At 67.3% G+C, this 13,317-nt stretch carries 10 protein-coding genes; 4 read left to right on the plus strand and 6 right to left on the minus strand.

All coding sequences use genetic code 11. From position 1 onward, the window contains the following. Positions 1-40: 40 nt before the first annotated feature. The gene (locus AC5WS7_RS14465) at positions 41-1,372 is read right to left on the minus strand and encodes an MFS transporter (RefSeq protein WP_495955186.1); all 1,332 of its coding nucleotides are present in this window, start codon (positions 1,370-1,372) and stop codon (positions 41-43) included. 252 nt (positions 1,373-1,624) lie between these two features. Between AC5WS7_RS14465 and AC5WS7_RS14470 the strand changes: the two genes are divergently transcribed. From AC5WS7_RS14470 to AC5WS7_RS14485, 4 genes are all read left to right on the plus strand, one after another. Further along, entirely contained in the window at positions 1,625-2,416 is a 792-nt protein-coding gene (locus AC5WS7_RS14470) for a pirin family protein (RefSeq protein WP_157116411.1), read from the plus strand. A gap of 13 nt (positions 2,417-2,429) precedes the next feature. Beyond that, positions 2,430-2,927 (plus strand): DUF4190 domain-containing protein, encoded by a 498-nt coding sequence (locus tag AC5WS7_RS14475; protein WP_495954972.1) that lies wholly within the window; start codon positions 2,430-2,432, stop codon positions 2,925-2,927. An 80-nt stretch (positions 2,928-3,007) separates the two neighbouring features. Continuing rightward, positions 3,008-4,990, plus strand: a complete 1,983-nt coding sequence (locus tag AC5WS7_RS14480) for a M13 family metallopeptidase (RefSeq protein WP_495954973.1) — start codon at positions 3,008-3,010, stop codon at positions 4,988-4,990. A gap of 88 nt (positions 4,991-5,078) precedes the next feature. After that, the gene (locus AC5WS7_RS14485; protein ID WP_495954974.1) at positions 5,079-7,097 is read left to right on the plus strand and encodes a M13 family metallopeptidase; all 2,019 of its coding nucleotides are present in this window, start codon (positions 5,079-5,081) and stop codon (positions 7,095-7,097) included. A 13-nt stretch (positions 7,098-7,110) separates the two neighbouring features. Here the strand turns inward: AC5WS7_RS14485 and AC5WS7_RS14490 are convergent, their stop codons facing one another. The 5 genes from AC5WS7_RS14490 to AC5WS7_RS14510 all read right to left on the minus strand — a co-directional run bounded on the left by AC5WS7_RS14490 (position 7,111) and on the right by AC5WS7_RS14510 (position 13,277). Beyond that, complete coding sequence (locus AC5WS7_RS14490; RefSeq protein ID WP_495954975.1) at positions 7,111-8,457, minus strand: ABC transporter substrate-binding protein; 1,347 nt, start codon at positions 8,455-8,457, stop codon at positions 7,111-7,113. A 35-nt stretch (positions 8,458-8,492) separates the two neighbouring features. Next, positions 8,493-9,284, minus strand: coding sequence for a carbohydrate ABC transporter permease (locus AC5WS7_RS14495; protein ID WP_495955187.1), 792 nt, complete (start codon positions 9,282-9,284; stop codon positions 8,493-8,495). A gap of 53 nt (positions 9,285-9,337) precedes the next feature. Then, positions 9,338-10,267 (minus strand): carbohydrate ABC transporter permease, encoded by a 930-nt coding sequence (locus tag AC5WS7_RS14500; RefSeq protein WP_495955188.1) that lies wholly within the window; start codon positions 10,265-10,267, stop codon positions 9,338-9,340. A 393-nt stretch (positions 10,268-10,660) separates the two neighbouring features. After that, positions 10,661-11,590, minus strand: a complete 930-nt coding sequence (locus tag AC5WS7_RS14505) for a L,D-transpeptidase (RefSeq protein WP_495954976.1) — start codon at positions 11,588-11,590, stop codon at positions 10,661-10,663. Between the two features lie 280 nt (positions 11,591-11,870). After that, the gene (locus AC5WS7_RS14510) at positions 11,871-13,277 is read right to left on the minus strand and encodes a cytochrome P450 (protein ID WP_495954977.1); all 1,407 of its coding nucleotides are present in this window, start codon (positions 13,275-13,277) and stop codon (positions 11,871-11,873) included. Between the last annotated feature and the right edge of the window lie 40 nt (positions 13,278-13,317).

Raw genomic sequence — 13,317 nt, forward strand, 5'->3', positions numbered from 1 at the left:
CGGGTCCGATCGGCCGGGAATCCGCAGGGTGTCCCGGCCGCTACCGCGCCGATCCCACGGCGACGCCGGAACCGCGCCGCGATCCGGCCATGATCACCACGACCGCGACGATTCCCACCGCGTAGCAGGCGGACCCGGCCAGCACCACGCCGATCGAGCGCCCGTCGGCCGGGACGACCAGCGCCGCAGCGGCGAGCGCCAGCACGAAGGCGATGTTGAACACCGTGTCCTGCAGGGCGAACACCTGGCCGCGCCGGGAGTCGCCGATATCGATCTGCATGGTGGCGTCGCCGGTGAGCTTGACCGTCTGGCCGGCCAGGCCGAGCAGGAACGCTCCGGCCAGCAGCAGCCGGTGTGCGACATCGGTATTCGCGCCGTGCGTGACGGTGATGGGCGTGACCAGGGCGGTTTGCACGACCAGCGCGGTGACCAGGCCGGCCAGGACGGTCCGCGGCCGGCCGAGCCGGGGGATCACCAGCGGCGTGAGGACCGCGGCGAGCAGCATGCCGGCGGCGGTGGCCGTGATCGCCACGCCGAATCCGACCAGACCGCCGCCCAGCGATGTGCTCTCGGTCGCCGAGCGCCGCAGGACCAGGACCATGAGCAGGGTGTCCGCGCCGAACACGATCCGGTGCACGCCGATGCCGATCATGGCGACGGTGCAGTGCGCGGATTCCCACACCGCTCGCGCACCCGTCCGCAACCCGGTCAGGACGGCCCGCACCGAACTGGCCGGCCGGTCCGCGCCCGGCTCGTCGTCACCGGGGCCCAGCGCCCGCGATGCGAAGCGGGCCGCGCACACCGCGCCGATCACCGATCCGGAGGCGCTGGCCGCCACCGCGACCGCCCCGGCCAGGTTGCCCGCTCCGACCGCCCCGATGATCGCCACCGCCACCGCGGCGCCCGCCGCCGCACATCCGGAGGCCACCGTGGCCAGTACCGAATTCGCCGGCACCAGCCGGCGCGGTTCGAGCACCCGCGGCAACGCCGCCGAGACGCCCGCCATCACGAATCGGCTCACGCCCACCACCGCCAGCGCGAGCAGTAGCAGCGGCGTCTCGGCGATACCCGTCGCCAGGCCGACGCTCGCCACACCGATCAGCAAGGCGCGCAATACATTGGCAACGAACAACACCGCCCGCCGATCCCAGCGGTCCAGCAGCGCGCCGGCGTACGGTCCGATCACCGAATACGGCAGCAACAGCACCGCGAATCCGGCCGCGATGGCCGGCGGATCGGTCTGCCGTTCCGGATTGAACAGAATCGCGCCCGACAGCGCGGCCTGGAACATGCCGTCCCCGAACTGTCCGGCGAAACGCACCGCCGACAGTCGCCGCAACCCCGCGCCCGAATGCCGGAGCAGCCGCAACAGCTCCCGCCTGGTCGCCGGTCGGCTCGGTGCGGCCGGAACGTCGTCGGGGCGGGGGTCGGCCACCTCGCGAGGTTAGCCGATCGCGCCGCCGCGGCCGATATCGTGGGTGGACGATGCGGCTGCGCGTATTTGCCACATAATAGCTGGTACAGTGCGTGCCGGTGCGATCGCCGCATCCACCGGGCGGATGCGGGCAAGGTTGTGGCACGCTGGAACTGTCTTTTCGACGCCCGGCCCGAGAGGAGGACCACGGTGTCCACACTCACGACCCCCCACATCGATGTCCACCGCGGCGGCGACCGCATGAAAACCCGTGTGGCATGGCTGGATTCGAAGCATTCGTTCTCCTTCGGCGAGCACTACGATCCGGAGAACACCCACCACGGCCTGCTGTTGGTCAACAACGAGGACGTGGTGCGTCCCGGGGAGGGTTTCGACACCCATCCGCATCGGGATATGGAAATCGTGACCTGGGTGCTGCGCGGCTCGCTGGTCCACCAGGATTCGCTCGGCCACAGCGGCATCATCTATCCGGGCTTGGCCCAGCGGATGAGCGCGGGCACCGGAATCCTGCACTCGGAGAAGAACGATTCCTGGCATCTGCCTCCCGAGCAGGGCGGCACCGCCGAGCACACCGAACCGGTGCATTTCGTGCAGATGTGGGTGGTGCCCGACGAGCCGAATCTCGACCCCGGCTACCAGCAGCTCGAGATCGATACCGAATTGGCCGCGGGCGGCCTGGTGACGGTGGCCTCGGGACTGCCCCGTTATCGCGATCGCACCGCCATCAAGATCAACAGCAGTCATTCGGCTCTGCACGTCGCGCGGCTCGGGCTGCCCGGTCAGCCGAGCACGGTGGAACTGCCCGAGGCGCCCTATCTGCATCTGTTCATCGCCCAGGGCGAGGTCGATATGGCCGGGATCGGCACCCTGTACGCGGGTGATGCCGTGCGCCTGACCCGCAGCGGCGGCCAGCGCATCACCGCGAACCGGCCCGCCGAGATCCTGGTGTGGGAGATGCACGCACGCCTGGGCGGACAATAACGAGAGGACAGTCATGACGGAGTACCCACCGCCCGGTCAATACCCACCGCCCGGTCAATACCCGTCGTCGAGCCAGGGCGGCTATCCGCCGCCTCCGCCGAGCGACTATCCGGCTCCGCCCGGTGAGCCGTACCGGCCGCAGGGGCAGGGCCGCGGTCTGGCGATCACCGCACTGGTCCTGGGCATTCTGGCCATTCTGAGTTGCCCGACGGTGCTGGGCGGCGTGCTGTTCGGACTCCTGGGCCTGATCTTCGGCATCATCGCGGTGGTCAAGGCCCGGCGCGGCACCGCGGCGGGCGGTGTCCTCGCGTGGTTCGGCCTGGCCCTGGCCGCTCTCGGGCTGATCGCCGGAATCGTGATCGGCGTGGTCGCCGGTAACTGGGTGGTGGACCATGGCGGGCGCACCTATATGGACTGCACGAAGCAGGCCAACGGCGACAAGGCCAAGATCCAGCAGTGCGCCGACCAGTTCCGCTCCAGCCTGGAGAACACGCCCACCCCCGCCCGCTGAGCCGGGACGTCCGGTAGCGGCGGCGCGGCCGGCAGCCGCGTTTGCGGCGACGCCCGCCGCGCGTCGGCATACTGGACAGCGTGACTGCTGATCTGACGAGTTCCTCCGGCCTGGATCTGACCTATCGCGACACCGCCGTGCGGGTACAAGACGACCTGTTCTCGCACGTCAACGGCCAATGGCTGGAGACGTACGAGATTCCGGCGGACCGCGCGGTCGACGGCGCCTTCCGCGCGCTCTACGACCAGGCCGAGCGGGACGTGCGCGAGATCATTCAGACCGCGGCGGCCTCGGACGCCGCGTCCGGGAGCGATGAGCGCAAGATCGGCGACCTCTACACCAGCTTCCTGGACGAGGCCGCGGTCGAGGCCGCCGGACTGACCCCGATCGCCGAGGAGTTGGCGGCGGTGGCCGCCGTCACCGATCGCGCCGAGTTCGCCGCGCTGCTGGGCAGGTTGCAGCGGGTCGGCGTCAGCGGGGCGCTCGTGTTCTACGTCGACACCGACGACAAGAATTCCCAGCGCTATCTGGTGCACACCAGTCAGGCCGGGATCGGCCTGCCCGACGAGTCGTACTACCGGGGCGAGGAGTACGCGGAAATCCGCACGAAGTACGTCGAGCACATCCGCCGGATGTTCGCCCTGGCCGGGCTGGACTTCGACGCGCAACGGGTATTCGACCTGGAAACCAAACTGGCCGCGGGGCATTGGGACGTGGTGCGTCGTCGCGACGCCGAATTGAGTTACAACCTCACCACTTTCGCGGACCTGACCGCGCAGCATCCGGAATTCGACTGGGCGGCATGGACATCCGGCCTGGCCGAGGGGGTTCCCGCCTCCGGGCCGGAGCTGTTCGCCGAGGTCGTGGTGCGGCAGCCGGATTATCTGCGCACCTTCGCCGGCCTGTGGGCATCGGAATCGACGGCCGACTGGCAGGCCTGGGCGAGCTGGCGGGTACTGCGCGCTCGCGCACCGTATCTGACCGCCGCGATCGTCGAGGAGTCGTTCGACTTCAACGGCCGCATCCTCACCGGCACCCAGGAGAATCGCGAACGCTGGAAGCGCGGTGTGTCGCTGGTCGAGGATCTGCTCGGCGAGGTGGTCGGCAAACTGTATGTGGCCCAGCACTTCCCGCCGGAGGCCAAGGCGCGCATGCAGGTCCTGGTGGCGAACCTGCAGGAGGCGTACCGCCGCAACATCTCCGAGCTGGAGTGGATGGGTCCCGAGACTCGCAAGGCCGCGCTGGCCAAGCTGGACAAATTCACCCCGAAGATCGGTTATCCGGACCGCTGGCGCGACTACTCCGGCGTCGTCGTCGACCCGGCCGATCTGGTCGGCAACTACCGTCGCGGCTACGCCGCCGAACACGACCGCGACCTGAACAAACTCGGCGGTCCGGTCGATCGCGACGAGTGGTTCATGACCCCGCAGACGGTCAACGCCTACTACAACCCGGGCATGAACGAGATCGTCTTCCCCGCGGCGATCCTGCAACCGCCGTTCTTCGATATGAACGCCGACGACGCGGCCAACTACGGCGGTATCGGCGCGGTGATCGGCCACGAGATCGGACACGGCTTCGACGATCAGGGCAGCAAGTTCGACGGCGACGGCAATATGGTCGACTGGTGGACCGACGCGGATCGCGCCGAATTCGGTAAACGCACCCGCGCGCTGATCGATCAGTACAACCAGTTCACGCCCAAGGGTCTGGCGGAAAACCACAAGGTCAACGGCGAATTCACGATCGGCGAGAATATCGGCGACCTCGGCGGGCTCTCGATCGCGCTGGAGGCCTACCGCATCGCACTGGGTGATGCGCAGGCTCCGGTCATCGACGGTCTCACCGGCTTGCAACGGGTGTTCTTCGGCTGGGCGCAGGTCTGGCGCACCAAGGCGCGCGAGGAGGAGGCCATCCGCCGCCTGGCCATCGATCCGCACTCGCCGGCGGAGTTCCGCTGCAACGGCGTGGTCCGCAATCTCGACACCTTCCACGAGGCGTTCGAACTGGCGCCGGGTGATGCGCTGTACCTGGAACCCGCGCAGCGCGTTCGAATCTGGTAGTGCCCGCGCCCGCCCTCCGGTGGCTCCCGGCGGGCGGGCGGGTCCGATTCGCCTGAATCGGTGGAGGTGTCACGGCATACTGATAGAGGTGACTGCCGTGCCCAATCGTGTATCAGGTATCGATTTCTCCCATATCGACAGATCCGTGCGGCCGCAGGACGATCTGTACGGCTTCGTGAACGGCGCCTGGCTGCGCACCTGTGAGATCCCCGCGGACCGCGTACATTCCGGTTCGGTCTCCGACCTGCGCGATCGAGCCGAAATGGATGTGCAGGCGATCATCATGGCCGCGGTCACCGCGCCGGCGTCGGCGGGCGAGGAGATCCGCCGTATCGCCGAGCTGTACTCGAGCTTCATGGATCTGGACGCGGTGGCCGAGGCGGGGCTGCGGCCGATCGCCGGGGAATTGGCCGATATCGCCGCGATCACCGACCGCACCGAATTCGCGGCCCTGCTGGGCCGGTTGCAGCGGACCGGCGTGGGTGGCGCGGTCGATATCTTCGTCAGCGGCGACAGTCACGACGCGCGGCGGAACCTGGTCCACCTGACTCAGTCGGGCCTCGGCCTGCCCGACGAATCCTATTACCGCACCGAGCGATTCGCCGAGATCCGCGCGGCGTACATCGGCCATATCGACGCGATGTTCGTCCTGATCGCCGCCGATCCGGCACTGCGAAAGTCGCTGCCGGAGAACCTGGACGGGGTCGGCAGGCGCATCTTCGAGCTGGAACGCGCCCTGGCCGCCGCGCATTGGGACGTGGTGCGTCGCCGGGACGTCGAAGCCTCCTACAACCTGCGCACATTCGACGAGCTCACCGCCGAGGCCGCGGAATTCGACTGGGCGAGCTGGACTCGCGGCCTCACCGAGGGAGTCGGCAGGCCCGGCCCCGAGGTGCACGCCGAGGTGGTGGTGCGGCAGCCGGACTACCTGACCGCGTTCGCCCGGCTCTGGGCGCGGGCCCCGCTCGCGGACTGGCAGGCCTGGGCGGCGTGGCAGGTGATCCGCAGGCGCGCACCGTATCTCACCGATGCGGTGGCCCACGAACATTTCGAGTTCTACGGTCGCACGCTGACCGGAGCCCGGCAGATCCGGGACCGTTGGAAGCGCGGCGTGGCGCTGGTACAGGAACTGCTCGGCGACGCGGTCGGGAAGATCTTCGTCGCCGAACACTTCCCGCCCGAGGCCCGGGCGAAGATGTCCGAGATGGTGACCCACCTGCGCGAGGCATACCGTCGCAGCATCGCCGAGCTGCCCTGGATGGGTCCGGACACCAAGATCGCGGCCACGGCGAAGCTGGAGAAGATCGTCGCCAAGATCGGCTACCCGGACCACTGGCGCGACTACTCGGACATCCACATCGATCCCAACGACCTGGTCGGCAACTACCGGCGCGGATACGCTGCCGCGCACGACTTCCAGTTGCGCAGGCTCGAGCGCCCGGTCGATCGCGGCGAATGGCTGACCAGTCCGCAGACGGTCAACGCGTTCTACCACCGCGGTATGAACGCGATCACCTTCCCCGCGGGCTACCTGCGCCCGCCCTATTTCGATCCCGCCGCCGACGACGCGGTGAACTACGGCGCCATCGGCGCGGTGATCGGACACGAGATCGGGCACGCCTTCGACGATCAGGGCAGCACCCACGACGGCGAGGGCACCATGGTCGACTGGTGGACCGCCGCCGACCACGACGAATTCCACCGGCGGACAAAGGCTCTGATCGATCAGTACGCGGTGCTTTCTCCCCGGGACCTGCCCGCCGAGTACACCGTCAACGGTGAGTTCACGATCGGCGAGAACATCGGCGACCTGGGCGGTCTGTCGATCGCGCTGAAGGCTTACCGGATCTCGCTGGCGGGCGCCGAATCCCCCACCATCGACGGATTCACCGGCGAGCAGCGGTTCTTCATGGGCTGGGCCAGGATGCGCTGTGCGAAGGTGCGTCCCGAGGAGGCGGTCCGGCGCTTGGTCGCGGACCCGCACGCGCCCAACGAATTCCGCTGCAATGCCGTGGTTCGCAATATCGACGACTTCTACGAGTCGTTCGATGTGCGTCCGGGCGATGCGTTGTATCTGGAACCCTCGGAGCGCGTGCGGATCTGGTGATCACCGGTTCGGCTCACTTGGGCAGTTTGGGCGCGATCTGCCGGGTATAGATACCGTGCAGCTGGTTCTGCACGCCCGACATGACCTCGCGCACATCCTGATTGCGCAGCCCGATCCGCTCGAGTCCGGTGCCGATGATCTGGTCCGCGCCGGGCAGGAAAACCCGGCCGTAGTCCTGGGATTTGGTCAGCGGAAGCTGATTCATCGCGGTCCGGAAATTGGGATTCTCCGCCAGGAAGGCCATCTCGGACGGGTCCTGTTGCGCGGACTTGCGCACCGGAATATATCCGGTGGCCTGCCCGAACGAGGTCGTGTTGGCGGTATCGGTGATGAACTCGATGAATTTGAGCGCGTTCACTTTTCGCTCATCGGAGATGCGTGCGGGAATGGCCAGTCCGGCCCCGCCGGTGGTGCAGCCGGGGCCGTTGGGATGCGGCAGGAAATCCGTGGCGAAGGACAGTTTCCCCTTGGCGTTGGCGTTGATACCCGCCAGATCCCCGGTGGAGGTGATCGCCGAGGCGATGACGCCGGTGCCGAAGTCGGTGGCCGCCTGCGGCCGAATGCTGGCGTACCGTTTCACATTGATCATCTCGCGCAACGCGTTTCCCGCGGCGATCGTCGCCGGATCGGTGAATTTCAGCGTCCAGCCGTCGGAGTAGGCGCCGCCGAACGTCCATATCGGCCCCTCGAACGTCCACGCCAGGTTGTTGGTCGCGTTGTACCACCCGTGCGCCCACCGGTTCGGGCCCATCAGGCTCTGGATCTTCGGGCCCCACTCGTCGAATTCCGCCCAGGACTGCGGACCTCGTTGCGGCAGACCGGCCCTGGCCCAGACGTCCTGGTTGTAACAGAAGATCTGCGTCGAGCGGCAGTACGGCAGCGCATAGTGTTTGCCCTGGAACTGATAGTCGTTGACGAACGTGTCCACGTAATCGTCCAGTCGCACACCGGCATCGCCGAAATACTGGTCCAGCGGGGTGATGGCCTTGTTGATCGCGAAATTGAACCACCACACGTCCGAGAGCACGACGATATCGGGCAGTTGCCCGCCGATCAGCGACGCGTTGAACTTCTGCGACACCTCCCCGTAGTCCTTGCCCGCGTCGACCAGGGTGACCCGCAGCCCCGGATGCGCCGCCTCGAAGGCGGCGATCATCGCCAGTTCGCGGCGCTTGGACGTGCCCGGATGGTTCGACCAGAAGGTGATGTTGTTCGGATCGCCGCCCTGTACCCCGCCGCCACCCATCCCGGCGCAGGCCGCCGCCCCGGCCCCGGCCGCCGCGACGGACAGGCCCAGGAATCCGCGCCGGGACAACGCTTTCCGGGTTCCGGCGACGCTACGGGTGACAGCATCGGACACGGCAGTCTCCTTCTCGGGCGAATGTGCTGTGGCGCTCAGCCTTTGATGGCACCGGAGGTCAGGCCCTTGATCATGTGCCGCTGCAGGACGAGGAACACCAGCAGGATCGGCACCATGGTGAGCAGCGTTCCGGCCATCACCGGACCCCAGTTGGTGACGCTGGGATTCTCGGTGTTCTGCAACAGCGTCAGCCCGACCGGCAGGGTGGCCACTCGTGCGTCGTCGGCCATCAGGAACGGCCACAGGTATTCGTTCCACTCGTTGACCAGCGTAACAACCGCGAAGGCGACCATGGTCGGCCCCGACATCGGCAGCACCACCCGGGTCAGCAGCGACCACCAGCCGGCGCCGTCCATCCGCGCGGCCTCGATCACCTCGACGGGCAGGGACAGGAAGTGGTTGCGCATCAGGAAGGTGCCGAACGCGACGCCGCAGAGCGGAACGATGATGCCCTGGAAGGTGTTTCGCCAGCCGATCTCGGCGATGATGGCGTAGTTGGAGATGACCGTGATCTGATTCGGCACCATCAGCGCGGCGATGATCACCAGGAACACCAGGTTCTTACCCGGGAATCGCAGGAACACCAGCCCGTACGCGCTGATGATGCCCAGGACGAACTTCACCGCCGCGACGATCGCGGTGATGATCAGCGAATTGCGCAGGAACTGCCAGAACGGCAACGTGGTCGTCGCCTCGCGGTAGTTCTCCGGATGCCAGCTGTGCGGCCAGTACACCGCGGGTGCGGTGTAGATGTCCGGGCGCGCCTTGAACGAGGTGATGACGATCCAGAACAGCGGTACGCCGACGATGATCAGCACACACACCATCGCGGCGTAACCCAGCAGCGTGGCGGCCAGTTTGCGGCGCTGGTACGTGGCGTTCACGCCTCTCCCCGATCCATGACGCGGACCTGCACCAGCGTGATGATCAGCAGCACCACGAACATGATGGTGGCGACCGTCGCGCCGTATCCGGCCCGGAAGTTGCGGAAGGATTCCAGGTAGACCTGGTAGACCATGGTCGTGGTGCCGGTGCCCAGCGGGCCGCCGCGGGTCATCACGTTGATGATGTCGAAGACCTGCAGCGAGTTCAGCATCACCGTGATCGACAGGAAGAACGTCGTCGGACGCAACTGCGGCAACAGGATTCGGCTGAATCGGGTCCACGGGCCGGCGCCGTCGATCCGGGCGGCCTCCATCAGATCCGGCCGGGTTCCCTGCAACGCGGCCAGGTAGATGACGAAGCTGTAGCCGAGGTTCTTCCAGATGTAGGTCACCGTCACCATGAACAGCGCCCAGTGTGAATTCTGGTAGAAGTCCGGCACATTCGTGACGCCGAGCCGGTGCAGCACGTCCTGGATCAGGCCGAAGCTGGGATCGAAGATGAACTGGAACGCCACCCCGATCGCCGCGCCGGAGATCACGAACGGCGCGAAGATCACCGAGCGAACCACGTTGCGGCCGAACAGCTTCCGATCCAGCAGCAGGGCCAGTGCGAGTCCGAGCAGCATACTTCCGGCCACCGCGGCGACGGTGAAGATCACCGTATTGCCGACGATCTGCCAGGAATCGCCGCGTCCCCACCACTCTCGGTAGTTCTCCAGGCCGATGTAGTGCGCCAGCGGATCGGCCAGATTCCAGTCGGTGAACGACAACCGGATGTCATCGATCAGCGGCCGGTAGACGAAGACCCCCAACAGCGCCAGATTCGGCACCACCAGCACCAGGAACAACCCGTAGTCGCTCCACGGCCGCCCCCGCAATCCGCGCCCCCGAGCCTGCGGCAGCACGCGTTCCGGACTCCCGCGCATCGCGCCGCCACGACGGCTACGCGTGAGCGCTCGACCGATCCCGCCCAACCCCCTGCGTGCAGACTCGGCGAAGGCCGACCCCTCCCCCTGCGGCAAAACGGACATGCGCCGAATCGTAAAGGCGCACACCCCGCTCCAACAGCAAATCGACGATGAATATCAGGGGGTTTTCGGGTGTGCCCCAGGGGCTACCGCACACAATCGCAATCCGGTCGACGTTTACGCTGCCAACTGATTTCGCGAGCACATCGGTAACTCCCCGGGTACGTCCAGAAGGTAATCGCTTCCCAACCGCCGGCCCGACGCCCGAGTATCGGCGTACCCAACGGCCCGCTGAAGTCGCGGAGAGGCGGGGGAGCGTCGCGGGGAGGCGGGCTGGCGAGGCGGGCAAGCTCAGTTCCAGTCGCCCATGCCGTCGCTGCGGCTGGCGGCGCCGGTGGAGTTCTTCACCACGACCGGGTCGCCCTTCTGGGCGTTGTCGAAGAACCACTTGGCGTCGGCGGTGCTGACGTTCAGGCAGCCGTGGCTGGCGTCGGAGTTGCCCTGCTGAGCCACCGACCACGGGGCGGCGTGCAGGAAGATGCCGTTGCTGGCCAGCCGCGTGGCGTATTCGACCGGGACCTTGTATCCCTCGGGCGAGGTGTCCGGCACGCCGAAGGTGGCCGAATCCATGATCATCTTGCGATTCTTCTCGCCCACGTAGTAGATGCCGTTGGGCGTCTCGTGGCCCTTCTTGCCCATCGAGGTAGGCATGGTCTTGATGACTTGGCCGTTCTTGGTGATGGTGATCTGGTGGTTGGCGTCGTCGGCGGTGGTGATCACCTCGTCGCCGGTCTTGTACTCGACGTGCGTGCCGGCGGCCTGGACGGTGATGGTGTCGTGCGCGGGCCAGTAGTTCTCGGGCCGCCAGCGCACCTGCTTGTCGCCGTACCAGTAGAAGTGGCCCTTCACGGGCGTCGAGGAGGTGATCCGGATGGCTTTTTCCGCGGCCGCGTGATCGGCCACCGGCGCCTTGAAGTTGACGAAGATCGGCTCGGCCACGCCGACGACCTCGCCGTCACCGGGGCTCAGGCCAGGGTTCGCGAAGTTGGCCTGCGGCAACGGCGGCGGGTTCTTCATCGGCGCCGCGCCCGGCTCGGGCTGCGGGCTCTGCATCAGTGCGGGCGCGCCCGGCACATCGGGTCCGCCGGGCCACAGCGGCGCCGCGGTCGCGGGCGCCGCGGCCAGGGCTCCCGCCGCGCTGATCGCCAGGGCTAGGACGCCGATCCGCGTGCCCCGTGTTGCCTTGTCCCGTGCGGGTTTCCGACAGGTGGTGGTGCGCAAAGCCGTACGTCCTCTCAATCCTCTACTCACGCGCGAAGATGCGCGGAAGGTCTCGCTCGAGATCACAACGAGATGTATGTCGTCCCCGGCCCCGCATCCATTACTACATTTCCGAACAGCTTCGGCCAATCGAGGATTCGTGGTTATGGACTCGTTCCAATCGAAGTGTGATGTGTCACCGGGGCGCGGCGATAACCGAGTTTCGGGACGTATGCGCCGTTGGCGGGGGGCGAGAGCCGGGCATACAGCAGTACCCAGCAACAAGCGAAACGATGTCACGTCACATGACATTGTGATACGAATCACCGGAGTGTCCTTGGTGGGACACCACATTGAAGGTAATCCCGGCACGCGGCCCCGTAGCGATGTTGTGCGGCACCGAAAGTGGTGTCCGCCCCCGCGAATAGTGGCGCGTAAGTGCCAGTTCGGTGCGCAGCAGCAGGGTCGCCAGCACGATGCGCAACTCGTAGTCCGCCAGGGTGGAGCCGAGGCAGCGCCGGTGCCCGCCGCCGTAGGGCGCGAATTCGGCCGGGCCGTAGCGACGTTCGAGAAAACGTTCCGGACGGAAGCGTTCGGCCTCCGGCCACACCTCCGGATCCGAATGCAGCAACGGCACGGCGATGCCCATGGTGTCCCCGGCGTCCAGCGCGGCGCCGCGCAGCGTGAACGGTCCGGTCAAGCGGCGCAGCACGATCGGGACGGGCGGATGCATCCGCAATGTCTCCTGGCAGACGGCGTCCAGATATGGCAGCCGGGCGAGATCGGCCGGATCACCGTCCGGGTCGAATCCGCCAAGTTCCGAACGCAGCCGGTCCAGCGTCTCGGGATTGCGGTGCAGCCGGTACAGCGCCCAGACCAGGCTGGTCGCGGTCGTCTCGTGACCGGCGACCAGCAGGGTGCGCAACTGATCGCGCAGATCGGCGTCCTCGATCGGGGATCCATCGTCGCGGCGGGTCGCGAGCAGCGTGGACAGGATGTCGTTGCCGCCGCGATCCGCGCCCGCCGTGCGCCGTTCGGCGACCTCGGCGCTGATCAGCGCGTCCAGCCGAGCGCGCGCGGCCAGGAACCGGTCCCAGGGCGCATGCCCGAAAGCGCTGTGCCGCAAGGCCGGAAGTAACATCAGCGGTCCGTTGAACGCGTTCAGGAACCGCACCACCGCCGCGGTGTATTCGGTACGGCGAGAACGACTTCCGTCGCCGAAGAGGACCTCCAGTATCACTCGCAGCGTGATCGCGCGCGCCGCCACCCGCGCGTCCACCCGGACGCCGGACCGCCATGCCGGACCCGCCCCGAACCCGTCCAGCTCCGCGCGGGCGGAATCGCGAATAACAGTGGCGTAGTGCGCGATCCGCGAACGATGAAAGGCGGGCGTCAGCAGCGCGCGTTCCCGGCGATGCCGTTGATCACGTGCCAGAATCAGCGAGGCCGAGCCGACCAGAGGCTCGATCGGATTCGGCAGCGGCGGGGTCAGCGACTCGACCGGTGCGCGGAAGAACTCCCCGGCTCCCGCGGGCGTTCCGGTGAACACCGCACTCCCGAATCCCGGGAACGCCACGGCGAACGGATCCCCGTCCCGTTCCCGTCGCCAGCGGAAATACCGCTCGAAATCGATACCCGCCGCCAGCGCGTGCAACACCGCAGGCCGCGGTGCCCGCAGGCCACCGTCGGCAGAAGTCACGACACTCATATCGGGAAAACGGCGCCGGACCCGAGCCGGTTCATCGCGG

This window comes from Nocardia sp. PLKS1-43, from assembly GCF_059510335.1.